Source organism: Citrobacter meridianamericanus (genome assembly GCF_041320245.1).
GTDB lineage: Bacteria > Pseudomonadota > Gammaproteobacteria > Enterobacterales > Enterobacteriaceae > Citrobacter > Citrobacter meridianamericanus.
Genome location: NZ_CP101036.1, coordinates 4,620,859 through 4,646,735, shown reverse-complemented (window position 1 = coordinate 4,646,735; position 25,877 = coordinate 4,620,859). Strand labels below are relative to the sequence as shown.

The window sequence follows — 25,877 nt, the reverse complement described above, 5'->3', positions numbered from 1 at the left end:
TTTAAATTATTTAGAGTGGTGTGCCAAAAATGCAGCGCCTGGGCGCTGCGTGATGTTGCGTTGTATCAGACGGCGACGAGCATGCCGCCATCGACAAACAACAGGTGCCCGTTAACAAAATCGGATGCTTTAGAAGAGAGGAATACCGCCGCGCCGATCAGCTCCTGCGGATCGCCCCAGCGTGCGGCTGGCGTACGTTTGCACAGCCAGGAAGTGAAGGCTTCATCCTCGACCAGCGCTTTGGTCATTTCGGTTTTAAAGTAGCCCGGGGCGATACCGTTGACCTGGATATTATGGCGCGCCAGCTCAACGCACATTCCGCGGGTGAGCATTTTTACCGCGCCTTTAGAGGCGGCGTACGGCGTGATGGTGTCGCGGCCCAGCTCGCTCTGCATGGAGCAGATGTTGATGACCTTCCCGGCCTGACGTTCCACCATGCGACGCGTTACCGCCTGCGAGACCAGGAATACCGCCGTCTGGTTAACGGCAATCACATCGTTCCAGTCCTGTTCCGGGAATTCGGTAAACGGATGGCGACGCTGGATACCGGCGTTATTCACCAGCACATCAATTTGGCCAATGTCTTTTTCGATATGCTCGATGGCGACATCAATGTCCTGTTTATGCGTAACATTGAACGGCGCGGCAACGGCGCGGATCCCTTCCTGCTGCAGTTTAGTGACGGCGGCTTCCGCGCGCTCCGGTGTAATATCATTGACGATAATCTGCGCGCCATATTTACCCAGACCGGTCGCCAGTAAATAACCAATGCCCTGAGCCGAACCGGTGATCAGAATGTTTTTGCCGTCCAGTGAAAAAAGATCGTTCATCATGCTATTCCTTATTTTATGTCTTCGAAAACAAGCTGGACTTTCGCTGCCTGGGTTTTGTCCCCGGCGAAGTTCAGCGCCTGTTCAAGCTCGGTAAACGGATATTCGGCGCTGAGTAACGGCAGTGGATCGATAACATTATTCGCCAGCCACGACACCGCGGTGTTGAACTCGGTGGTAAAGCGGAACGAACCTTTGAGCGCGATCTCTTTGCCGATCAACATCATCATCGGGAAGTCCGGCACCGCGCCGCCCATGCCGACCTGCACCATCACGCCTTTCGCGCGGGTCACTTCCAGACAGGTGGTGATTGAGGACGGATGGCCGGAGACCTCGAAGCTGACGTCGAAGTAGCCTTTCTCTTTTTTCCACTCGTCGAGCGAGTCCTGCTGCGGGTTAATCAGCGTGTCGGCTCCCATTTGTTGCGCCAGCGAGAGCGAACGTGAGCTGATATCCGCACAGACAATCTCTGCCGCGCCGAGCGTTTTCACCGCGCTGACAATCAGACAGCCGATAGGCCCAACGCCGGAGATAAACACGCGCTTGCCCTGCAGGTCGCCCGCTTCATGTGCGGCGTGGATCGCGACCGCCAACGGTTCGGCAAAGGCCATGACTTTTTCATCCGCCTCTTGAGGGTAGGGGACGCACTGCGCAGTATCGACGGTTTTATACTGAGTAAAGCCGCCGTCGACGTGGGGAAAATACATGGCGCTGCCAAAAAAGCGCATTTCCGTACACTGGTTTTCTTCATGCTGAAGACAGTATTTACAGTGGCCGCAGGGCTTCGACGGATTAATCGCCACTGACTGATCTTCAGGTAATTCTTTTGAATCGCTGTGCACTACTTTACCAATAACTTCATGGCCTAAAATCATCGGCGCTTTAACGGTAAAATTACCGACTTTTCCTTCCTGATAATAATGTAAATCGGAACCACAAATACCGCCTCGGGTAATTTTTACCAGCGTCCCTTTATTATTCCATTCTATATTTTGGTCGGTAATGGCAACAGTTTTCTTCCCCGCGACAACGCAGGATTGGGTTTTGACTTGCATAAATGCCTCACTGGTCAGGTAGTAACCTCGGCAGCATTTAAACGGTTTTAATTGTTATTATTTGTGATGCAGGTCACGCTGAGAAATTGTTACACTACAATGTTACGCATAACGTGATGCGCCCTGTAAATCTGTTCAGTCGCGGCGAAAAAAGGTGAATTCTGCAATGTGGAAGGCGTAGTATCGCGCCATGGAATATGAATCAGGAGTTTTTTCAATGGCCGGGGAAAGTTATATTTTGATGGGCGTTTCGGGTAGCGGTAAATCTTTAATTGGTAGCAAAATTGCCGCAGTGTTATCGGCTAAATTTATTGATGGTGACGATCTCCATCCGGCTAAAAATATTGATAAAATGTCTGAAGGTATTCCATTAACCGATGAAGACCGATTGCCGTGGCTAGCGCGATTAAATGACGCCTCATACAGTTTATATAAAAAGAACGAGACCGGGTTTATTGTCTGCTCGTCATTAAAAAAACAGTATCGCGATATATTGCGTCAGGGGAGCCCGAATGTGCATTTTTTGTGGCTGGACGGCGACTACGAGACTATTCTGGCGCGTATGCAGCGTCGGGCAGGGCATTTTATGCCGGTGGGATTACTCAAAAGTCAGTTCGACGCGCTGGAGTGCCCACAGGACGATGAGAAAGATATTGCCCGCATCGATGTAAACCATGACATCGAGCATGTGACGGAACAGTGCCGCCAGGCGGTGCTCGCGTTTCGTCACGGGCAATAAGCCCAGCTCCTTGCGGGACTGAGCCCTGCATCAGAAGTCGGCTTTCAGCACCACGCGATAGCGGGCCTTGCCATCACGCACGTGCTGGATAGCTGCGTTAATTTGCGACATCGGGTACAGCTCGGTGGTAGGCGACACCTTGCTGCGCCCGGCAAACTTCATCAGCTTGCGCAGCTCAAATGGCGTCCCGGTCGCCGAACCGGAGATGCTGCGATCCCCGGCAATTAAGGTAAATGCCGGCACCGGCAGCGGCTTCAGCACTGCGCCGACGGTATGGAAGTTACCGCCGTAGGCCAGCGCTTCAAAATAGGGCTGCCAGTCGAGATCGACGTTAACCGTGTTAATGATGAGATCGAACTGGCCCGCCAGCGCTTTTAGCGCATCCGGATCGCGGCTGTTGACCACTTTATCCGCCCCCATCGCCAGCACTTCCTGTTCTTTCGCCGGATTGGAGCTGAATGCGGTCACTTCACAACCCATCGCGTGTAACAGCTTAATGGCGATATGTCCCAGGCCGCCGATGCCGATCACCCCAACGCGGCTGGTGGCAGTGATATGGTGCATCAGCAGCGGTTTGAACACCGTGATGCCGCCACACAGCAAGGGACCAGCTGCCGCCAGGTCGATGCTCTCCGGCAAGGGGATCACCCACTGCCAGTCGGCTCGCAGCTTCTCGGCAAAGCCGCCGCGATTGAGAATAGTGGGAACGGACCCTTCCAGGCAGTTGATCTGATTGCCGCTGATACAGGCGTCACAATGTCCGCAACTGCGCGCCGTCCAGCCAATCCCAACGCGCTGACCAACCTTCAGACCCTTATCCTGCGCCGCACTGCCGAGCGCTGCCACGCGACCAATCACCTCATGCCCGGCAACCAGCGGATACTGAGAGAATCCCCATTCGTTGTCGATCATCGACAAATCGGAATGGCAGATACCGCAGTAATCGACCTGGACTTCGACATCTTCCGGCTTGAGCTCGCCCGCATCATATTCATAGAGTTCGAGTTCGCTGCCCGCCGCTTTTGCGGCGTAGCTTTTTATCATCGACATCGTGTTTCCCTCAGTGTGGTGTTGAACTGGAAGTGTAGAGCATGGGGAAACGGGACGCTTCGCAGAAGGGGGGATTAAGAAGAGGGCAAACTGTGATGAGGGTTGCAGGTGGGAAAGGTAATGCTGAAATTTTCAACACTTAGCAGGCCAGATACACGCTGGCGCTTGCATGGTGGCGCACGACAGGTATAATTCACAACGTTTTCCGCATCCCTTCCGTGCCGGAGTGGCGAAATCGGTAGACGCAGTTGATTCAAAATCAACCGTAGAAATACGTGCCGGTTCGAGTCCGGCCTTCGGCACCATCGGAACATCAATAGACGTCAACGGACGTCTTTTTTTGTGCCTGAAATCCAGTATCCGCAAGGCTTTCCTCGCTTTTTCACTCAACCTAAGTCAACCTGATTCAATCTACATCAACTTACTGATGCGGGTACAACTGCGGGTATATCCCGGTTCGATAATGTTTGTACCCACACAGAACCCTTGAAAGGATACTTATCATGGCTCTGAGTGATGTGAAGGTTCGTTCGGCAAAGCCTGAAGAAAAAGCCTATAAACTAACTGACGGTGATGGCATGGTTTTGCTGGTTCACCCTAACGGCTCCAAATACTGGCGACTGCGTTATCGCTTTGGCGGTAAGGAGAAGATGCTGGCGCTGGGGAAATATCCTGAAGTGTCGCTGGCGGATGCCCGGGCACGCCGGGATGAAGCCCGTAAGCTGTTAGCTAATGGCGTCGATCCCAGTGAGAACAAGAAAGCCGTTAAGGTAGAGCAGGAGCAAGAGGCGATAACGTTTGAAGTAGTTGCCAGAGACTGGCATGCCAGTAATCAGAAATGGTCTTCAACGCATAGCGCTCGTGTATTAAAAAGCCTTGAGGATAATCTCTTTACTGTTATCGGTAAGCGGAACATTGCTGAACTGAAAACTCGGGATCTGCTTGTCCCCATCAAAGCTGTGGAATCATCCGGACGACTCGAAGTCGCCGCCCGTTTACAGCAGCGGACTACCGCGATTATGCGCTTTGCCGTTCAGAGCGGCTTAATCGACTACAACCCCGCGCAGGAGATCGCTGGAGCGGTTGCTACAGCAAAGCGGCAACATCGCGCTGCGTTAGAACTTAATCGCATTCCTGAATTACTTCATCGCATTGATCATTACTCCGGCAGGCCGTTAACTAGGTTGGCCGTGGAGCTCACCTTGTTAGTTTTCATCCGATCTAGTGAGCTACGCTTTGCTCGCTGGTCAGAAGTTGATTTCGAAACTGCTATGTGGACGATTCCAGGTGAGCGTGAACCGCTGGGAGGTGTTAAACATTCTCAGCGTGGTTCGAAGATGCGGACTCCACATCTTGTTCCTTTGTCGCGGCAGGCTCTGGCTATTTTGGAAAAGATCAAAAGCATGAATGGGAACCTTGACCTGATCTTCGTAGGAGATCACGATCCGCGTAAACCCATGAGTGAGAACACGGTGAACAAGGCTCTACGAGTGATGGGCTATGACACGAAAACGGAAGTCTGTGGGCATGGTTTCAGGACAATGGCCTGTAGCTCATTGATTGAATCGGGTCTATGGTCGAGGGATGCCGTAGAGCGGCAGATGAGCCATCAGGAGCGTAGCTCTGTTAGGGCTGCCTACATCCATAAAGCGGAACATCTGGGGGAGCGCAGGTTGATGCTGCAGTGGTGGGCGGATTATCTGGATGCGAATCGGGAGAAGGGGGTGAGTCCTTTTGAATTTGGGAAAGGGGAGTTCTCCAGAGATTAACTGGCTGAGTTAGTATGACTTTGTGATGCAGGCTTAAGTATTCCGTTAGGGTCTGTCAGTTTGTTGTGGCAAACTGACAGACCGAATTTAGTGACCTACGATAGTAAGGCTTACAACATGCGAATGGTGAGACATGGTTTTCCCACGCGATGAGTGCCATCCTGCATCCGTAGCCTATGTTAGACCAAGATTAAGATACAATTCTGAAAATCACCTGGTCGCTTAAAGCTAAGAAGGAACTGAAACGTATTATTTCGATAATGATAACTTTAGGTGTCTTTTGTTAAAAAATAATTATGTAAATCATTTTCGATTTTTTCTACAGCCAAATCAATCAAATTGGTAATATTAGGATTTGGTTTCTTTTTTGAATGTTTACGGGATAAAAGTACAGATTGTGAAATACTATCAACAAATTCCCAGTATTGAAATGCAGTCATCTCATCTTCTCTACAGGAACTCAACGCCTTCATCGTTGAACCCTCATAGTAAATATGATGAATATCTTGTGAGATATAATATAATTTTTTGTCGTTTGTTCCAACCCAATGTTCAGTCTCAAACTTTACACCATTTATAGTGATGAAGGAACCTATATCTTCTGAAAAATTAGCTCCCGTAAGCCAGTGTAAATCCATCGCTGCATCAAATGCATACCATCGACATTTATCAAGATTGCTTCCGTTCTTATAAAAATTCTCTTTTATATATTTTCGACGCGTATGTATACTCTCTGGCAGCTGATTAATGGTGTTTGAGTCAAGATCCCAAAAAGCATATTTTGCTATTTCTAAATCATACGCACTAATCATGTCAATGAAGCTTATCATGCTATAAAGATATACTTCGAATCTTTTTTCAGGCGTGAGATGAGAATAGTTTAATTTTATATTTTGAATTTGAAGCATAGATATATAATGAAGACCATATACCGTCCTTGCTTCAACGGAAAGTTCCTGAAAATTAATTTTCTTTTTTTCAGAGTCTGGGGTGTATTCCCTGAAAGTCGCCTCGGGATCGTCAATATGACCAGGCCAGAATCGGTGGCAAAAGTTCTGATAGGCCGTCATTGATTTCTCAACCCATATATCAGGCATTTCATTAACACCAATTGCGGTTAAACATACATTTCCTGATTGTAATAGATTTACTAACGGCAATAGGCCAACTCGTTTTACATCCTCCAGAGTTGATGTCGATGATAATTCCTCCATTCTTTGTAAAGAGCAATTATCTAAGTTTATCTGAACCACTTTTTTCTGCGTCAAACACTGCAAAGCATAAGCTGGGGTCAATACCTTATTATTTTCATATATGGAGAGGCAAGGTCTTATGAATTTAATTTCAGAGCGTTTTCCCATTTGTAGCCTCTTCAATTTTTAAAAAATTGGTTTTAATTCTAATTGACACCCAGCGCCTTATACACCGCATCTACAGGTTCAGAGTAAAAACTGACCTGGAATTTGGTAAACAACTCGGCTGGTACAGTCGGAATATCTACCGCAGAAGACATCGGCAGAAGGACCTTCTTCGCGCCGCTATCGAAAGCAAGTTGTAAGCTAGCCGCCAGATCCTGAACAGGGTTGATTACACCACCGAGCGTCATGCTACCTAACACGACCATTTGTTCCTGAACGGGTTTCGCCAGTAAAACGGAACACAGGGCAATAAGTGCCGCAAGGCTAGTCGCAGTACTTGGTCCGGTATTGTACAATTCGACTACGTGCAGGTGGTACTCATGTTCAGAAAATTTCGCTGTTGCGCTAACGCGGTTGAGGTTGCCTTTGAAATAGTCAAATCCAACCCGGATAGCTTCCTTAGCAGAGGTACTTGATCCCAGACCAGAAACGCTATGCTTACCATTACCAGCGGTCATCTGAGTTTCGAAGCGGTACAGACCCGTCATGCCACTTTCCGCTTGCGTAACCAAATGCACTACGCCTGGCTTTGGCATGCCAGCAGGAATTAATTCGCTGCCGCCCTGTTCTGGCACGCTGACGAAGAATTCTTCCAGCGTCTCGTTATCGATGTAGCTGAAATTCACATCGAAGAACTCCAGACCGCCCAGCTTTTTAAGCTGTTCTTTGACTCGACGACGGGCTTCCATGGCGTAGGTCAGGCAAACACGGACGTCCTCTTTGCTGTAACAGCCATTGGGATGAAGAAGTTTCAATAGACCAGAAACCGTGCGCCTTACCGCGATAACATCTCGCTGGTTGAGGTTATTACCCAGCTTATAGAACTTATCAATCGCATCGGAGAAGCTGCGTTTGCGCATTTCCCGCATGTATTCGGCGAGATAATCTGTGATAAGGCCGTAGCGGTTGGTAAAGAATTCCGGGCGCATTTTCGGGATTTCCCAGCCGGGTATATAGGCATGGAAGCGGTCGAAAAACGCCGTGTCGATCATCGCGGCAGGGAAGGGGGCTAACAGATGGCTGGTTTTGACTAACGTCTCAACGCTCTGATTGATGTTGCCGACGAACACCATCGACGCTTTGCCTTCAATCGAATCTCTGCCGCGTGAAAACGAGCCAGACGCCATGTAATCCTTCATGATTTGCACGCCGTCTTTGTCTTTGAAAGTGATCCCTGCCACTTCATCAAACGCGACCACATCCCACATGCCGACCAGGCCAATCTGGCGGCTGGCCATGTTGTAAAACAGGTTTGCTACCGTGGTTTGTCCGCCGGAAACTAGCAGCGAGTTTGGCGAACATTCTTTATAGACGTGGCTTTTACCGGTACCGCGTGGGCCCAGTTCGCAGACGTTATAGTTATTTTCCACGAAAGGGATCATGCGGGTGATCAGGTGCCATTTAGTTCGCTGCTCAATGTTGGCAGGTTCCATACCCACGGAACGTAGCAGGACATCAATCCACTGGTCGCGGTTGAAGTGCGTACGTGCGGTAAATACCTCTTCCATGTCCATATTGGGCATCTGGATAGGTTTAAGCGTCATCAGAGAAAAGGGGGACGTTTTCTGTCCTTCCTCAAAGAAGTAGTTCACGGTGATCATGCACCAGATGCCACCGGTCAACAGCTTCTCGTTGTCCTTGACCATCTGCGGTGGAACCAATGCATCTTTAATACCGAGGTTGGAGAGCTGAGCTTCGTAAACGTCTTTCTTCTGATTGAGCTTGACCGACACTTTATCGATGATCTTGTAGGATCCTCGCTCACGAATGAGCGATTTCACCTTCTCTGCTTCATCAGGGCGGACGTAGTTATCAGCCAGAATACGCTTAACGTTCTGCAACCCTTGCTCGACGATCTGGTCATCGTCGGAAGCGCAGTACATACCGAGCAGATACTCCAGCACATAGACCGGGACGTTAGCCCCTTCCTTGAGCTGCTTGGTAAGATCTTTACGCACCACCCGACCGCGAAAATGCTGATTCAGTAAGGCGTCCAGATCGTAACCTTCTGCGACGAGTTCCCCTTCGGAGACGGCTGGAACGGGTAAGTCATGATGGGTTTGCATATCGCCTCACTTAAAAGAAATCATCCTGAAATGCCAGATCGATAATCACAGGGTACTTCTGGTAACCCGTTTCCGTTTGTGCATCTTCCAGTATCAGCCAGTACTCATTACGGCGATTGAAATTCGCGCCAATCAGCTTCAGCGTAACGTCACGCACGCGTTTTTCCATTGTGTTGTTATCGCTGTCAAAGCAGATTCGCTCTTTACCGGATACCACATTATTGGCGTTGTCGACGATGAAGATATTCAGGGTACGCGGTTCGTATAACTCACCTACCGGATGGGTTTGCAGCAGGCTGACTTTATCAATGTTATTGACGAGTTTGATCAGCGGATGGTAATTCACGATGTCTACCGGACGACGCTGAGGTTGCTTCTCGGCAGCGGTTTTCTGCAGCGCTTTCACCTGCAATACGGGAACGCAGACCTCCTGTAGCATGGCACCACCATGCACAAATCGCGCGCCGCCCGAGAAATGGAAACGCTGGATCCCTTTCGGAATCAGGAACTCGCTGTTATCGCTGACGCCTGCGGTATCCGCCACTTTTCCTTTCCAACAAAAATCATCGGCAGGAAGCTGGTGGCCGATAATAAAGCGTTTATGGTTTTTAATCGTATTGTCCGGCTTGATCTGCAGCGTAGTTTTATCCTGCCCGGAAAGGGGCTGCTGCTGGAACAAGAAACCGTGGTCCGCCGTGACGATAATGCGTGTACCATGCAGACGGTTAATCACACGGGTCACTAAATCCTTCAGTTCAACCACCGCGTTGCGACACGCTTCGAAGGTCTTCTCCTCCGTAGATGCGCTGTCACCCATGGCATCAATGGTGTTATGCCAAATATAGATGACTTCGTAATCGCGAATAAGATCCCGTCCTTGCTGATTTTTCCATTTCAGAAGATCGTCCGATTTTACTGCCATCCCTTTATATTTCTTCAGAATGGTATCGCGGTTAGGCGTACCTGAGGTGGATAACCCGTCCGCATAAACGATGTCACCACTACCCGATTGGTAGCATATCTTGTCATGTGGCAGCAATGCCGCCATTCCCAGCTGGGTATAGCTGGGTAACACGCCCAACTGGGAACGCAGTTCGGCAGTAAAGCGTTTCTCGGTATTGATCTGGTTGCCCAGCTCTTCTGCCACTTCATAACGCAGCGCATCGGAGATAATCACGAACACACGCTTGATTTGTGGATTGTTAAACTGTGGCTTAACCACATCATTGTAGAAGTTCTGCTGCCGTGGAACGCCCGCAATATGCCACTCCTGCATACGGTTTTCGGCTTCCAGAACCTTATTCCAGCTCCGGCTTAATTCTGCCAGGTACCAGTTGGAATACAGCGCTTCGATATAGTCATCCAGGCTTTTCAGGATCATTGCGCCTTTGCTATGAACCAACAGCGCGTATTCGTTAAACAAGCGGTAGGCCTGGTCAAAGCGGAACAGCTCTTCGCAGTAAGCTTTCCAGAACGTTGCGCTGTCCTGATAGTGGAAACCGTCAACATGACGATTACGCAGATTCAGCAGTCGTTCAGCCTGACGCAGCGCGTCATAGATGGCGTAGTATTCCTGACGCGTCTGACACCAGTATTTGCTCTGGCGTTCAGACAGAAGCTTTTTGAAGGCTTCACGGTCAAGCGTGGTGCTCTCTTCCAGAAGCTGCGTCACTAGCGCATGAATAATGGTCTGTTCAATGCTCAGCGTGGTTTCGCACTCGTGCAGATCATACGGCGAGCTGAGGCGGTACTGATCTTCTGGTCGCAGCGCATCCTGCATCTGTTGTGCGCAATAATCATAAGCGTCTTTGTAGCGACGGTCGGTACGCCAGGTGACCATAAAGGCCAGCGCGGATGCTCTTCCTGAAGCTGTGGTCAGTACGTTTTTTTCCAGCCATTCGCGTTTCTGCGGGTTAGCTTGCGCGGAGAGATCGGTACAGAACAGCTTGAGGATCAGGTTTTCCAGGGTCGGATGTTCGGCCTGATAGCCCATTTCCTGATTCAGAATGTCCCACAACACACCTTCCAGATCGTGGCGTTTCAGCATCGTCAGCGTGTTTTCCAGGTCGCTGTCATCATCTTTCTGTTGATTAACGTATTGGGTAATCAGGCTGAACAGAATCTCTTCCGTTTTTGCTGTTTTCACGCCAGCGATGACCGCAACCATCTTCTTATCAAGGGAGGCTTCGTTTTCCTGTTCAGTCACCAGGCCTTTTAAGGCAGCAAGACGTTTAGTGCTGAAAAATGCCTTCCGGCGTTGGATATGCTCGCGTAGGCCAAGCTGCGGAATGCCTAACGTATTCAACGTGATGGCGGCGAAATCGGCGTGGAACTCCGTACTATAAAGACGAATATCCAGCAGCCAGTCGAACTCTTTGGGGGGCACATCGTGGGGGAACCACAGCAAAAACTGCTGTTCAGGCTCATCAATTTCAATACGCTTTTTAACCGCCAACTGCGACTGATCGGTCATGTCGAGCAGCGTGATATTCTCCAGTTCGAGATTACCCAGCTCTTCGAGGAAACGCTTATCGGGATCGTGCCAGAAAATGATGCGATGTTCGGCGAATTTTGCTTTAAGGCCGGCAATAAATTCCTGATTTTGCAAGGTCACAATCCCATGTTGGTTCTGTAAATTCGAAGATGCCTGAACGCCTGGAAACCATGTTCCGCGTTCTGACATAAAGCCGCATTTTATCATGAACTGGAGGTGACGGATGCCTGAATAAGGCAGGTTTCCCGTATTGAGATCACCACCGGGCTGAAGCCCGGTGGGGTGGGAAGGTATGTTATCTGACTTACATCACCTCAGGCGCACTGCCGGTAATGGCTTTCACATCCGCCAGCAGATCGCCAAACTTACCGTAGTTAACCTTAACGCCGTCGTCGAGATCAATACTGATTCTCATATCAGCATAGTGGCGTAAGCGATCGTCGAAGCTGCGCAGCTCATTGAATTTTTTGCTCAGATTGTCGCGATCGCGCTTCAGACGGGTGGCTTCGCCGCCGGAGGCAGCATCGACCTGTTCGTTCAAGCGATCGATATTGGCCTGGTAGCGCGCCAGCAGCGGCACCACATATTCGGTACGCATTCTCGCCAGCGTCGCGTCGTTGTAGCGATGCAGATAGACCAGACACTCAAACGCTTTCTCTTTACCGGAGCTGAACAGCCAGTAGATCGGGCGCTTTTTATACATCTTCAGATGATCTTTCCAGAACTGGTTGGAAAGATAGCGACGGATGGTATCCAGCGCAGATTCGGCTTTTTTAGGCTTGACCGCGTATAAACAGAGACTTTCGGCGATAAATTCGAGATTTTCCTGCAAATGTTCTTCGCCCCAGACGGTGCGGACAAACTCTTTGACGCGAGAGGTGACGTCATCGTCAAACCACTCGTCATCCATCAGCGGCAGGATACCGTCATTGTCCGCAGGGAAGGTTTTGTACGCGCCTTCGGTGACTAGTTCTGTGAAGCCTTTATTACCTTCGTGAGCGTAGACGAGGCCTTCGCGATCGAGTGAGTAGCGGCCCATCATGCAGCCGATGGAATAGGAAAGTAATTCAGAAAATGAATCGGATTTAAGTCTATTATGCGAATTTTCTGACGTTAGCTCACCGTAACGATAAACGGGGTTTCCATAAAGCGTTATTTCTTTTAAAGGGTGCTCGATAGTTAATTCGTCACTAATGCTAAATAGATTAATGAAATATTTATTTATTTCAGATTCAATGGATATCATTTCCGAAATTTTTACATTCCAGTAATCTAAGAGAATATGTAAAGATTGTTTTATACGTGATGCATTTCCATTTGCTAATTTATTGGATTTGAAATCAACAGATGTTTCTTGCGAATCCCAGTTCTCTTTTGATATTTCTATAGCAGAGGATACTATTCTTACAATATGCTCTTTATCATTTTGTGAAATAATAGGTAATGGCAATGATGCAATATTGCCTACTTGGAAATTTAGTGTCGGGTTGATTTTTTTTACCAAGTAAGTTGCAACTTTCGAACACAAGAAACCAAGCACAACCCTATTGTTCTCAATATTATTGGAAAATACAGCAGGACTCCCAGAATCAAAAAGAACGTTATCTGGAAGATATCTTACACCAAAATAGCTGCTAGATAACTTGGACCAAGTTACACCTTCAGAGAAATAGTTCTTCTTTCCCTGAAAGCCCGAACTTGGATGTTGAGCTATAATATCACCATTACCTTCCCAATTTATAACATAATCTATGTTGCCGTACCATCTTCTGTACTCTCCACCTTTATGGTAAAGAACCCATTTTTTACCGCCATTTACCTTGTGGTTAGTTTTACTATAGGATACCTCTGTCCAAGATCTTAGAAACATTTCATTATCACCTGTTTTTACACCCTCGGTGACATCTGAAATGTCAGAGATTGAATTTTTATTTCTAAATATTGAAATGAGATTTTCATTAAGAGAAAATAGAAAAGCATAATTAGGAAAAACTTCAAAGATAGATGTCTTTCTTTCTGATTTTTGTTTGTGTTCTTTTTTGTTTATAATTTCAAGAAGGTTTGGTGCTTGGATAGATGCTCCGTAATAAGGTGCAAGATCTATAAAAACGCCATAACTATCTGTTGAACTTGCTCTAAGACTAAATGCGCAGATAGGAACGTAAGCTGACTCGAAAAAAGAATGATACTCTGGTTGAACTAACGATATGATTTCGGAGTTATCACAGATAAACTTTCTTAATTTGTCAAAAGATTTAATCGTTAACCAAGTAAATGGTGTCATCAATGATATTATACTGTTTTTATTTGTGAAGCTAAAGCATCGTAACATAAAAATAGAATATAGATCTGCCTTGCCAATACTAAAATTAACATTAGCTATCTCTTTGATTATGCTAGGAATGTATGAGTTCCCCATATATGGCGGATTCGCCACTACCGCATCATATCGTTGTGCCAGTATCCACGCCTGCTGAATATACGGAATAAACGCTTTCGTGGCAGTCTTCTGCTGGAAATCGCCTTCCTGCTCCAGGCGATACAGCGCGCCGAGAAACGCCTTCAGTTCCGCTTCTTCTTCCTGCGGCACCTGAATCAGCGAGCCCAGCGTTTTGGCATTCACAAAGCGCTTCAGCGTGCGCATCAGCAGCTGATATTCGGCACTGTCGGTATGCGCTAATGCTGTATTTTCGGCAAACATATCGCCCATGCTGCCGGTCTGGTTCTGCTGGTGGAAGTTCAGCTGTTGCCACAGCTTAGCAATATCCAGATGCAGGCTCTCCTGCAGGGAGACAATATTCAGGCGCACGTCGCGGGTGAATATCCGGCGGTCATCCTGTCTAGCCATCATTAATAAGGCAAAGCCGGAAAGCTGTGCGGCACGGTCATCGATGTCGAGACCAAAAATATTATTTTCCAGAATCAGCTGTGGAATATCGCGGGCGCGATAGCCACGCTCTTCGTAGATATTTTTCAGCACGTTATAGGCTTCAATCAGAATATGGCCGGAGCCGCAGGCCGGGTCGAGAACCTTGATGCTTTCCGGTTCAATGCTGGCAGGCGTAATGGCTGCCAGTTGCGCCTGCACTTCTGGCGTCTGTTCGGCTGGCTCAATGTAATAGTCCATTTTGCCTTTCAGCGGCGAATCCGGGTAGGTCTGCAACCACTGGCGACCGACGGAGTTCTGCACCAAATACTGCACTATCCAATTTGGGGTGAACAACTGGGTGGCGGCAGGAATATCTTCGCTCTTTACCACCTTGCCGATAACGGCATCTTTTTTCTCAGAGATATAGAACTGATACAGCCAGCCGATAACTTCAACGTCTTCCCAGTCTTCAGGCGGAATGCCGTCTACCAGACCGCGTAGAATAGAGTCAGTACGGGTCAGGTTATCCGGCAGCAGCAGTTCAGCTTCATCATCGACTGCTTCAAACAGGAACGGCATCGCGCGGTGCAGGGCGTGGCACTGCGCTAGCAGTAGTTCACGGTATAGCGTTTCGTCCTTGTTACCGGACAGCTTCATTTCAACCAGCTGTGCCTTTTTCTCCGGCAGCAGCGCTTCCGCCACTTCCGGCACATGGTCCAGCACTTCAAAGCCGGTTGGGTTATCCGGGTGCGAGAGCATGCGGAAACCGTGGTCAAGATAACCCTGGATCTCCATATAGCGAATGGCGCACAGGCGGTTGAACCAGGTATAGGCACAGTGCTCAACCAGCACGTCAAAGCCCTGCTCGCGGGCGCGTTTTACCAGGCGATCGCGGCGGGTGAGGGTGGACTTGGGGTAGTCAAACTGACCATAGCGCACGGTTTCGCCGACGATCTCGGCATCAGCAATCTGCAAAGTGCCTTTTTTATCGACGGAAATCCCCAACGTGGTCAGCTTCTGGATCACCGCATCGCGGAACTGGTTACGGGCCTGTGGAGCGTATTTTTTGATGTTATTGGTATTCATAGAAAATCCTGCAAAGGGCAGCAGAGCGCTGCCCTGAAATGGGGGTTACTGAAGACGAATCCGGTCACCTGCCTCAATGGCTGTCAGTAGCGCAGAGCGAAGCTTATCAAGCGCTTTTTCCACCTGCTCGGCGGTTTCCAGCACTTCACTACCGGTGGCTTTGCGCATCTCGCTGGCGACATTCACCAGATGCGTTTTTTTCGGTACCGGTTGGATTACGGGCTTTTCTACCACAACATAGGTCTGTTGTGACTCTGCCGCATGTTTAGCTTCACTCGTTGCCCGAAGTTGGGCTTCCTGTTTTTTACGCAGCTCGTCGATCCACTGGTTAATCTTCTTCTCGGCATCCGTTTGCAGCGCCATTGTCTCTTGCTGTTCCGCCAGAATTTCCGGGATCGACTGGCTGACCTCGGCACGTTTTCTGGCTTTTTGCATCGGCAGCAGAACGCTGTTTTGCAGCTCTGACGTGGAGTGCGCTTCCTGCAAGCGTTGGCGACTCTCTTCGATACGGGCGTCAATACGCTCCAGGGCGTGCTGGCGGTGTTGTTCGACTAACTGATGGTTGACGTTTTGGACCTGTTCAATCAGCGGCGTGATGCGATTGAGGTGCTTATAAGGCTCCGGCATCTGCCAGATGCTTTCCAGCTCACCCAGCGCTTTTACCGCCACGGCGTCTTTTTCCAGCGCGCTGCGGTTGGATTTAAAGCTGCCATTCAGCGCAGCCCCCAGCTTTTGCCAGGTGGCGAACTGCTTGCGGTAGAAATCGACCAAATCTTCACGATCTTCACTGAAATCCAGAAGCTCATTGGCCTGACTGGTGACTTTCTCAATCAGGGCAAAATCTTCTTTTTCGCTGAGAATGGAATTCAGCAGGCGCAGGCCTGACTCAATCTCTTCTTTTCCTGGATTGTTTCCACCTTCCGCTTTCGCTCTGAAGACATTCAGCTCTTGCTTCCAGTCGTCGAAGACCTGACGGATATGTTCGACCAGTGCGGGTTCTTCACGTTCGCTAAACGGCTGTTGGGCAATCTCCGCCATGGTTTGTGCGGCTTTGCGAATTTGTGATTCGTCGTGACGACGAATTTTGTGCAGACGTAGCTCGCTGTGGCGACGGCTGTTATTGAACAGCTCCCAAACTTGCTTACGCTCGATATTGTTATTCTGCTGGCTAAAGCTGAATTTGCCTTTACGTGCCAGGCGAGCAACCAACAGCTTCACTTCTTCTTCTGGCCATCCATAAGGTCGACGAGCAAAGTGGTTCAGGACATCGCGTAAATAGACCGGTTTATTGTACTCGATGTTCATACTGACCCAGGTTTCCACTTCCCGCATCGCCTCGGGATTAGATTCCTCCAGCTCGCCAAGATCCAGCTCTGTATCATTCTCTACTGTAAGCAGCGCATGGATTTCACGTGCGATATCGCCGTTGAACGGCTTCAGCATTTTTAGCTTGGCAAACGTGTTTTCAATCACATAGCGGCAGGCTTCATCCACGATGCTGGACGGCGTCGAAGATTTCTTCGGTAAACGCTCGCCAATCGCCCAGACGTCTGCTTCGGCAATAAGCGACTCTAGCTGGACGCGCAGCATTTTTTCGCGAACGCTGTTCTCGCGGGCTTTTTCTGAAAGTAGGCTGGCCTGTTCCGGGCGTTGTCCGGCGTTGTCCTTGAGGAATTTTTCGGTCTGAACGACTAAATCAATGTCGGTCCAGGTGCGCCCCTCCTCTGGGAGGCGAATCAAAATACAGCCATCACCTTCCGAAGTATAAGGACGGCAGGCGGCATCGCTGTTATAGAACGTATAGGTCGGATCTTTGGGGGTAAGAATTTTTACCACCAGATCGTTAAGCATTGCGCCGTCTAACGGGTGTCCGTTCAGGAAGCGGCTGATGTCGAAGTCCTGCTTATTTGCCGGATAGCGATATTTGCGGTTTTTCAGAATGTCATCAAAGATGATCGAAGCCAGTTTTTTGTTGATCGCAGAGAAGTCGACTTCAACATTGCGGATCTCGTTCTCGATCTCTTTTTCTTCGTTGGTCAGGAACACGTATTTGTCTTCGACACGTGCAATCAACATTTCCCGTTCCAGCTTGTTCAAGCTTGTTTCAACGCGACGGCGCAGATCGACTTTATCAGCATCGATTTTATCAATGGAAAGGGTGACCAGATTATCGAGTGTACTTTTCAGCACATCGACATAGCGGATCAGGAACAGCGTTTTCAATAAGTTGCCATCGAACTCATCAAGAATGCCATTCTGACAGGCCTGAGTGATGGTGCGGCTGACGGCCGGTTCCAGGAAGCTCTCAATCGCGGCATAAAAACGCCAGAACGGCACCAGAGAATCCAGACCTTGCGGGGCGATTTGCTGTGCCGCAGTCTGGAATGCTTCTAACTGCGAGCGTTCACCCATGGCTAACTGTTTACCGGCGGCACCTTTGGTCCGGATAGACTCAAAAACCTTCTGCAGAATCTGGTAGTGCCACGGGACAAACGGGTAGTTATCAATAAATTCTTCTTCACTGGTGTAGGGGCGCAAAGAAGCGGTGGTTGTAGGATCAAAAGCGAGCTGGTTACGCAGAATGTCGCCTTTTTCCTGCCAGACTTTAGCCAGCGTGGGTTTTGCAGCATCGGTTTTCACCAGCAAACGTTTTTGGATAACTTCGGATGTGTTGGAGCTTGAAAGCTGCAGGCGAGTTGAAAAGCGGCCCTGGATTTTAGAGAAGTCTTGTCCATCGCGGCTGCTCATCCCACCAATGGCCGCATTGATATCTGCCTGGGAGGTAACAATAACCCATGCGCGTCCACCGCAGATCACACCCAGGTTTTCAGTGATAGTCTGTAGCTTCAACATCATCTGCGTATTTTTACCGATGAACTGACCGACCTCATCCACCATGAAGAGGATGTTTTTGCCGTTTTCATCCAGCCACTCTTTGATCCACTGGCAAAAATTATTGATATCTAATGGGAAGTTCTTATCCAGCTGTTCCACCCATTGACGCGAGGCGTCAACGCTTTGACCTGTGGCCTGACTTAGGGCTTCTGCCATTTCATCGCTGATGAAATAGTAGGAATCGCGCTCTTTTTCCCAGCTTGAACCAGTGATAGTGGAGAATGCGGTCTTAAACGCGTCGTATTGGCCGCGTTTAGCCAGTTCACGCTCCAGATGGGCAATGTGTGGAAAATCAGCACAGTAGCCAACCCGTTCGTTAAACACCTTCAGGAAGACTTTAAGGATGGCGTCTTCTTTGTCATCAACATTAGCACGAGAATCAATATTGAACAGAATCACTTCCGTCGGATGATGGACCGCTTTGTTGATATCAGCGAGGAACAGAGCATCTTTGATTTTGTCTTCAAAGAAGGAGTATGCATTACGTTCCGTACCGTTATGGCTGACTTTGCGGTTAGACAATAGATACGACAGAATCTTGATAAAGTGCGACTTACCAGAGCCAAAGAACCCAGACACCCATACGCCAATTTTGTTTTCCATGCGTAAACGCTCCGGACCGGTTGCCGGAACATAAGATTCGAAGAAATGGCGAAGATGTCCTTCCAGTTCCCGGGTGATGACGTATTCATCAAGCTCAATCCAGGCACTGGCATCGTCCGTCTGTTCGGCTTTCACAACGCCATTGATGTTTCGGTCCAGACGTTTCTCAAAGATCTGTTCAATATTCATTGCTGTGCTCTTTAACGAGGATTCAATGTCGCCGCAGGCCCGCTTTCTGGTACCAGCCTGAAGGCGCGATAATAATTTCGGGAATCAATACCCGCCAGGGGAGAGAGATCGTGTCCGCTATATGTTCCCGGATAAAACATCAACAGAGGGGTAAAACCCATCACGTCCTGCAAGGCGCTCATCAGCTCATGGCCACGAACCAGCGGCCAGGCATTACCCATGCCTGTCAGGATGACAAATTCTTGATTCTGAAGATCGACTTTTTTTGCTATGTAATCCGCGATCTTTTTCTGATTCAACAAGCCAACGAGTTGTTTTTTCAGCGCTTCGGTACCGACTTTCACTTCCTGCTGACAGACGCGCTCAAATAGCCCACGTTCGGTGAGCATGTCGATAATGATCTGAAAGATGTTGAGGTGCGCGAACTTGTGGTCCTTTTCCAGGTTACGGAACAGATATTTCAGATGTTCACGCACCTGCAGCTCATTCTGAGCGGGATAATCAAAAATCCAGAACCCAATCTCATTACCGGAGCCGTTATTTTTGAGGAAGCGTTCTTCGCTAATGCGGCTCTGAACTTGTGACAGGCGGTATTCAAGCACGGGATCGATCACCGTTGCCCCTCCAGAATAGAAACCAGTTCTTGTTGTCCAAGGCGCTGCAAGGTTGCTTGGGTTTCTGGTAAAAGAAAGACTGACTGTAGATTGCGTCGGCGAGGCGTATCCAGATAACCCGCTTCAGCCAGCGCTTTGACCAGGTTGTTACCCATTTTTTTGATGGATGAATCTGAGTAACTGGTGAGTACGGGCTGCTGGCGAAGATGGCTGGTTACAAATTCATCCCAGCTATCCATAGGGAGCTTTTCTTTAAACTGTCGGCGCAGATCGTTTACCACTTCAGCCAGAAAGTCTTTAACAACCGGTGAATGGAGTACCAGAGCGACAAATAGCAATTGCTGACGCTCGCGCTCGCTCCCTTCCGCAATAAGTGACCACGCGGCTTTATCAAGCGTATTCAGGCGTAGTTTTATCGTTGTGGCATAGCGCTTTGCAGTATTGGCAGAGGAAGCTTGGAGAATGTTATGACCCACGATCTGCTCTTGCCAGGTCTGTTCATCGGGAGCGGTAAGCATGAGCTCAGCGATGATTCGACTTTCCCTGCTCATCAGCGGCCCGCCTAGCAGGTCTCCAATCCATGCCTTGCCGTTTTTCATCGTCATATCTACCCTCTGAAGACTGCTATGCAGCTCGCAAAAAAACAAACGATGATTGTAATGGGGGAAGGGGCCGGATGCCATGAGAAATGGCAATTTGTGAGAGGGTAAGGCTTGAAGGATTCTCATGAGCCCGAGCATTGATGCTTACCATCGCCTGAGTAGCCAGTTTGAAACCGCTTATTAGAGATTTAATACTCATTTTACTAGTATTATTCTTACGGTCAGCCACAACATTCTGAGTCAGATGAGATTCAAGTTCCATAGAAAGACATGCTTAAGTTAAATGTTTGATTAAATATATTAAGATCCTGTCTTAATACTTCCTGATTACCTATAAAAAGGCGGTGCATACCGCTTAATATCATCAGTCAAATTTTATTTTCCCATTTTAATAACATTACCAAGTATGTTAGTTTCTGTAACGCCATCGCTTAAGGTAAAGAAACCAAGTCTCTCCTCTTCATCAGATAAATTAAATGCAGCAATATGATGATAACGGGATTTAATTTTATCAGAATATAATCTGAAAGGTGATGGGCTCAATTCGATTTCTACTGATAAACCAGAAAAATCGAGCGCAAAACAACCTGAAAGTATCTTCTGATCTGAAGCAGGAAAACTTTCTTTATAAATGGCATTATATTTAGGTTGGAAATATCTTATTAACCCTGCCTCGGCTAAGCAAATTACTTCTTTTTGGGATAAATGATTGTCTATTATGCTTTTGAGACGAATATTGTCTTCTTCACCGGTAATACTAGTTTTGTCTCGTCCATCGAAAGAAGTTAAAAGTATATAATCATCGTATACCAAATTAAAAATAAATACTTGGTCATCTGGATAGTCACTCATAGTTTCAGCAAGAATTTTCTGAAGTGTAGAATGACTTTTTAACCGGTCAATTGCAGTTCTCTTTCCTTCAGCAAATGCTTGACCTACATATAAAACCTCAAAGTTACGATAAATATCATTTCCAGTATATAAAGCCAATACGTCGCTCGGCCAATATCTTTCCCATAAGCCATCAGACTTGTACGTCTGAATTTTTTTATGTGGGTAATCTGCTACATTCAAACTAACCTCATTATCTTCAAATTCAAATGGAAAAGTATATTCAGAAACTATTTCTTTACCTTTGACCCGACTAGACACTTTACCGGAAACAAGGCCATTGTGGATTATAGGTTGCTCGTTACAACATGTTGCTTTTGGCTTTTTACAGATGAGATATATATGGCTATTGTCAGCAACTTCTTGGAGCTCATCATTCATCTTACCATCAGCATGCAGCTGATCAGGAGTGAACATCAGCCATCCTTTAGAAGTAATGCTCACTGAAAATTCAGATACGAATTTTCTTTTACCAACCATGATTTCCCCCAAAATTCATTCTAGGCATCAAGCAAATACTGCTTGATATGTTATGAAACAATCCCATACCTATTCTAATGACATATCTCCGAAAAATATTGCACTTTTGCAGTAGTTTATTTCTCCGCATATGAGTGCGGTAGCAACTATTTGTGCATTAATTTTTTGCCTTATCCTCCACCATGTCTTACTAATCACCCTGTACACAGTTTACTCATGTCTTACCATAGAACGGCAGTTTAGCGACTTCACCACTGCGCATTCAACATCGCGCCAGAAGATTTTGAGCCGTTCTCATATAAGCTGAAACTGGCGGGAGTGACGGTCTGGAAAGACAATAAAAGCGAAGGGCAATCTTTCTATTTTCTTGACCCGGATGGCCACAAGCTGGAGCTGCATGTGGGAGATTTAGCATCCCGACTGGCGCAATGCCGTGAGAAGCCTTACTCTGGAATGCGTTTCGGTACTGGAAAATAATCACCCAACTTTGTGATCTTCCACGCAGTATTCAATTTTTTGTCCCATTCTGGGGCCAAATCCCCAAAGTAAAACCTCACAACTCATTTATTTTCAACAAATTAAACCAAAAGGCGAGTCCGGCCTTCCGCACTCACCCTCTAAACACCTCCTTCCTGTGCCACTCCATAAACCCTTCTTTTGGGTAATTCTCGCGCATCATCGGTAGCGCTATCGATTTACCGTCGAAATCCCAGAACAGTCTGCCCACTATGCTGCTGCCATTCACTGCGGGAGATACCTGAATCCGCATACGCTCATCCAGCCCAATCGAACCTTTATCAAAGGCTTTATGGTGAATTGCACACAACGCCAGTCCGTTTGAAATTTCGCACGGGCCGCCGTGCTGTTTCCATTTGATATGGGCGGCTTCCAGGGCGACTGAGGTGCTGTCGTGGCGCATATTGAAGCCACAAATGGCGCATTCATAGTTATAGGCACGCAGAACCTGCTGGCGGAACAATGGGTCCCGCTGTTTACGGATTTGCAGGATATCAAATCCCAGTTCATCCGCGATCTCTTCCTGAATGCTTTCGGTGAAGTGCGCCTCGAGCATTTGCTGGGCCAGGGAATTAATGAGGTTTTTGTTCTTTTTCAGCAGGGAAAAATGTTGTTCATCAAAACCTCCGGCAACGTTGTGCGTTACCAGTTCCCCGGCAGGGGGCTGTTTGCTGCTGCCGGATGTTGAACAGTGCTCGGCGTTTTGTAGCTCCCAGAACCCATCTCCCTGTAAGCGCCAGAAGGGCATATCCGGGCGGTATTGCGCGCGCTGTGGTCCAAATCGCTCCAGCAGACTATGCAACGGGTCGCGAACTTCCGAACCGTAGTCAAACAGGCGACCGTGACCCTGCTGATAACCCGCCAGCACATGAAGCAGCAGCAGAGGCTTGTGCGGAGCACGCTGCTCGCCTTTACGCCAGATGGTGATGTCGGCAATTGCCTGTTGCAGGTTTTTACTGGAAGTCATTGATTTCATTATCAGGTAAATAATTGCGATGATGCTCGCAAAATATCACCTGATCAAGCAAAGACGGGTTGATGCGCTACCAACATCACTTTTATGTTTTCTGAAAAACACATACGCCATGGCGGTTACCGTCCCCCAAACTGGAGACGCAGGAGTACAATAAGTAAGCAAATTATTGCATATCGAAGGATCTTTGATGGTGAAGGATAACGAGGTATTAGAATTTTTTCGGGGAGAGTTATCTCTCGCGGTAACGTTTACTTTCAAGCCTATCCCGATTGAACTTGATACTCCGCTGCAAGGTTACGCTGAATGGGATGAATTACCGTATGCCATTGAAGATTTTGGAGAGAAATATAACGTTGATGTTTCAGTAATTGATTTTGAGGCCTATTACCCGTGGGAAAGAGAAGCGATCTATCGAAAGTGGTTTACGAAAGAACCCATCAAACAAGTGTCAAAACCGCTTACTGTGCGTATGTTCGCAGAATCAGCCAGAGCAGGTTACTGGTTATATGATTGACTGTATGCTTACAGAGGATACTGACGCAATTAGATGTTGATTGCATCGACAAAATCTGGGAAATAATTGTACGAAGAATCATGGCAGTATCAGTTTACTCAAAAGTTTTGGTGGTGTATCTCGCTGTTTATTAGAGAGGAATGACCTCGTTTGTTCATAAAACGTATGCTTTCACCACCAGCACATTCTTTCTGTGCTGGTGAAATACTCAATGGCAGTTACGAAATTACTCTGTGATTCCTGTCACTTTTACATTTTCTAAAATGATATTAAAATATTCACTTTCAATACCAACCTCCAGAATTTGATACATTTTTATTGTGGCTGATTTTAATGTCTGGCTTTCACTTAACGCTTTATACAAAAGGGGCATTGTTTTATTAAACTCCTTCTGTATTGCAATCGGCGCGTGCACACGCGTTCCTGTCAGTCTACCTGTATTTCCATCTACAGGGACAGACAGGTGATGAGTGACTGCTTTCAGTTCAATAGCACCAATGCGTCCAGCAACTTGTGAGCTTCCCATTACGGGGGAGCCATTTACATCGGTTAACCACAGATAGGCTGGGTTTGACATGATTAGTCCTTATCTATATTTATACGGGAAGGGAAATAAAGCATGATGAGAATCCAAACTAATGTTCCAATAATTTTTACGGGCCAGGGTTCAAGAAAAGCGAAACAAGCGAGGCCTCCTGCGATTAGTAATGGACCGGATAATAGATCAAGAACTCCCCCCATCAGGTGTATCTTTGTTGGCAAGAACCTGTTGGCTATAAAGGCGATAATATAAGCGCTTCCAACGATGATAATAATGGCAAGGATTTTATCCTGCCATGAATCGAATTCGATGAGAGAAATTAAACAAAGGGTGGCAACATACCCGCAAAACAATGAGTTTATTATTAGTGTGATAAGTTTTTTCATGTTACCAGTCCTTAGACTTACCGTTTAAATGTTCTCCCACTAACTCAATTGTTTTTATAAAAAAAGGCTTGTCTTCTGTATGTCCAGTATGTATAGAATCAACAAAAGATTGTACTGTATCAGGTGGAATGATAATGTTATAGATCCTTCTTGCAATGCCTTCTGTCTCGGCCATGGCAATCCTTTAATAAAGTAAGATAGCTAGAAATGAGAGCATGTAAATAACAAAAATTGATGGTGAAATAGTTGACTTGAGTAACAGTTTCTCAAATGACATTAAGAATATCGATATGGATTATTAATTAGAGGTATTTATTCTTGAAATAAATATTCTGGTGGTAATATAAAAAATCACATGAAAATTCGTCACCAATAAAGGCGCCCGCAGGCGCCTCAATTACAATGACAATCACACACTCACCCCTTCAATGCTTTCCCCGCAATCCCCCCGATAAACTCCAGCACCTGCTTTTGCTTGCGCGCGGAGAGCTTTTCCACGGCGCGCAGGGATTTCATTAGTTCTGACTCTTCGGGTTCGGCTGTAATCAGGATAACGGCTCGCATAACCCACCTTCAGGCGACGGTTATCTGCGGCGTGGACTTCTGGATCAAATGAAACTGCAATACAATGCGTATCAGTCATGGTGACTATTCTCCTATAATAGTTACTGCGATCAGCGATGCGGAGGTGTTGGCGCACCTTCACATCGCGCTAGTAAAACCCCTGTAAATTACGCCAGTATCCTGGGGGAAGTCCAGATGTAAATAAGATGAAATAAGCGCGAATTGCACGCTTTCGGAATAAATAGAAAACCTCTCTATCCCAATAAATCCGGTATTATTCACCGTATAAATTCATTCTCATTCAATCCACCAGATACCTACCATTTCCAGAAAACAACGCCCCTCTGTATCAGGCCAAAAATGCGATCTCACTCACTGAAGCAAATAGCAAACTCTGAAACAACACCGTTTTGTACACTTTACTTTACACTTTTGGTGATGTGAATCACAAATATAACCCCGTGAAGTGATCCGACTCTCACAAAATGGGGTGTACTCATTCACGAATACATTATGCGCACAGCCTGGAAAGTTAAGTTTTCAGTATTTCCCCCCTCAGTGGGCGCACTACCGCGAATGGCAAATCAATACGCAAAAAAAAACTTGTTGAATATGAACGGGTAAAAAAACGACGTGTGATTTACATCACTCACATTTACAGCTTTTTAAATTATTGCCAGTGATTAATGTTGACCGGACTATTTCCATAATCAATTAAATCTTGCATAGT

At 47.4% G+C, this 25,877-nt stretch carries 17 protein-coding genes, 1 tRNA gene and 3 pseudogenes; 5 read left to right on the top strand and 16 right to left on the bottom strand.

The window, feature by feature from the left end; translation table 11 throughout:
* Positions 1-65 precede the first annotated feature (65 nt).
* Both idnO and idnD read right to left on the bottom strand, forming a co-directional pair.
* Entirely contained in the window at positions 66-830 is a 765-nt protein-coding gene (idnO, locus tag NMD08_RS22605; RefSeq protein ID WP_151217473.1) for a gluconate 5-dehydrogenase, read from the bottom strand.
* An 11-nt stretch (positions 831-841) separates the two neighbouring features.
* Positions 842-1,885 carry an L-idonate 5-dehydrogenase gene (idnD, locus tag NMD08_RS22600; protein WP_286540878.1) on the bottom strand — a complete coding sequence of 348 codons (1,044 nt, stop codon included), beginning with the start codon at positions 1,883-1,885 and terminating at the stop codon, positions 842-844.
* A gap of 217 nt (positions 1,886-2,102) precedes the next feature.
* Between idnD and idnK the strand changes: the two genes are divergently transcribed.
* Positions 2,103-2,624 (top strand): gluconokinase, encoded by a 522-nt coding sequence (idnK, locus tag NMD08_RS22595; protein ID WP_151217477.1) that lies wholly within the window; start codon positions 2,103-2,105, stop codon positions 2,622-2,624.
* Between the two features lie 30 nt (positions 2,625-2,654).
* Here the strand turns inward: idnK and NMD08_RS22590 are convergent, their stop codons facing one another.
* A complete protein-coding gene (locus NMD08_RS22590; RefSeq protein ID WP_370619121.1) occupies positions 2,655-3,674 on the bottom strand; it encodes an NAD(P)-dependent alcohol dehydrogenase in 1,020 nt (339 codons plus the stop codon).
* A gap of 220 nt (positions 3,675-3,894) precedes the next feature.
* Here NMD08_RS22590 and NMD08_RS22585 point away from each other — a divergent pair.
* Together NMD08_RS22585 and NMD08_RS22580 are read left to right on the top strand one after the other, a co-directional pair.
* A tRNA-Leu gene (locus NMD08_RS22585) sits at positions 3,895-3,979 on the top strand.
* Between the two features lie 198 nt (positions 3,980-4,177).
* A complete protein-coding gene (locus NMD08_RS22580; protein ID WP_370619119.1) occupies positions 4,178-5,443 on the top strand; it encodes a tyrosine-type recombinase/integrase in 1,266 nt (421 codons plus the stop codon).
* Positions 5,444-5,712: 269 nt separating this feature from the next.
* Here NMD08_RS22580 and NMD08_RS22575 read toward each other — a convergent pair whose 3' ends face one another.
* The 8 genes from NMD08_RS22575 to NMD08_RS22540 form a co-directional block, all read right to left on the bottom strand.
* On the bottom strand, positions 5,713-6,804 hold the full coding sequence (locus NMD08_RS22575) for a hypothetical protein (RefSeq protein ID WP_370619117.1): 1,092 nt from the start codon (positions 6,802-6,804) through the stop codon (positions 5,713-5,715).
* A gap of 38 nt (positions 6,805-6,842) precedes the next feature.
* A complete protein-coding gene (gene brxL / locus NMD08_RS22570) occupies positions 6,843-8,927 on the bottom strand; it encodes a protease Lon-related BREX system protein BrxL (RefSeq protein WP_370619115.1) in 2,085 nt (694 codons plus the stop codon).
* 10 nt (positions 8,928-8,937) lie between these two features.
* A complete protein-coding gene (gene pglZ / locus NMD08_RS22565; RefSeq protein WP_370620222.1) occupies positions 8,938-11,535 on the bottom strand; it encodes a BREX-1 system phosphatase PglZ type A in 2,598 nt (865 codons plus the stop codon).
* Positions 11,536-11,725: 190 nt separating this feature from the next.
* Positions 11,726-15,376: a BREX-1 system adenine-specific DNA-methyltransferase PglX gene (gene pglX, locus NMD08_RS22560; RefSeq protein ID WP_370619113.1), complete on the bottom strand. Its 3,651-nt coding sequence runs from the start codon at positions 15,374-15,376 to the stop codon at positions 11,726-11,728.
* 45 nt (positions 15,377-15,421) lie between these two features.
* Complete coding sequence (brxC, locus tag NMD08_RS22555; RefSeq protein WP_370619111.1) at positions 15,422-19,063, bottom strand: BREX system P-loop protein BrxC; 3,642 nt, start codon at positions 19,061-19,063, stop codon at positions 15,422-15,424.
* A gap of 11 nt (positions 19,064-19,074) precedes the next feature.
* Entirely contained in the window at positions 19,075-19,677 is a 603-nt protein-coding gene (locus tag NMD08_RS22550) for a DUF1788 domain-containing protein (RefSeq protein ID WP_014837242.1), read from the bottom strand.
* Positions 19,674-20,276, bottom strand: a complete 603-nt coding sequence (locus tag NMD08_RS22545; protein WP_370620221.1) for a DUF1819 family protein — start codon at positions 20,274-20,276, stop codon at positions 19,674-19,676. Before NMD08_RS22545 ends, NMD08_RS22550 begins: the two co-directional genes overlap by 4 nt.
* Positions 20,277-20,654: 378 nt before the next feature.
* Positions 20,655-21,650 (bottom strand): hypothetical protein, encoded by a 996-nt coding sequence (locus NMD08_RS22540; protein ID WP_370619109.1) that lies wholly within the window; start codon positions 21,648-21,650, stop codon positions 20,655-20,657.
* A 252-nt stretch (positions 21,651-21,902) separates the two neighbouring features.
* Between NMD08_RS22540 and NMD08_RS22535 the strand changes: the two are divergent.
* Positions 21,903-22,127 (top strand): annotated as a pseudogene (locus NMD08_RS22535) (FosA family fosfomycin resistance glutathione transferase); the annotation flags it as partial.
* Positions 22,128-22,260: 133 nt separating this feature from the next.
* Here NMD08_RS22535 and NMD08_RS22530 read toward each other — a convergent pair.
* Positions 22,261-23,133 carry a phosphorothioated DNA-binding restriction endonuclease gene (locus NMD08_RS22530; RefSeq protein ID WP_370619107.1) on the bottom strand — a complete coding sequence of 291 codons (873 nt, stop codon included), beginning with the start codon at positions 23,131-23,133 and terminating at the stop codon, positions 22,261-22,263.
* 196 nt (positions 23,134-23,329) lie between these two features.
* On the opposite strand from NMD08_RS22530, the gene NMD08_RS22525 reads away from it, so the two are divergent.
* Positions 23,330-23,656 carry a DUF1493 family protein gene (locus tag NMD08_RS22525; protein WP_370619105.1) on the top strand — a complete coding sequence of 109 codons (327 nt, stop codon included), beginning with the start codon at positions 23,330-23,332 and terminating at the stop codon, positions 23,654-23,656.
* 232 nt (positions 23,657-23,888) lie between these two features.
* On the opposite strand, the pseudogene NMD08_RS22520 reads toward NMD08_RS22525, so the two are convergent.
* From NMD08_RS22520 to NMD08_RS22505, 4 genes and pseudogenes are all read right to left on the bottom strand, one after another.
* A pseudogene (locus tag NMD08_RS22520) lies at positions 23,889-24,233 on the bottom strand (Hcp family type VI secretion system effector); the annotation flags it as partial.
* 2 nt (positions 24,234-24,235) lie between these two features.
* Complete coding sequence (locus NMD08_RS22515; RefSeq protein ID WP_370619103.1) at positions 24,236-24,583, bottom strand: hypothetical protein; 348 nt, start codon at positions 24,581-24,583, stop codon at positions 24,236-24,238.
* Position 24,584: 1 nt separating this feature from the next.
* On the bottom strand, positions 24,585-24,758 hold the full coding sequence (locus tag NMD08_RS22510) for a hypothetical protein (protein WP_370619101.1): 174 nt from the start codon (positions 24,756-24,758) through the stop codon (positions 24,585-24,587).
* A gap of 242 nt (positions 24,759-25,000) precedes the next feature.
* Positions 25,001-25,226, bottom strand: a pseudogene (locus tag NMD08_RS22505) (hypothetical protein).
* Positions 25,227-25,877: the final 651 nt, after the last annotated feature.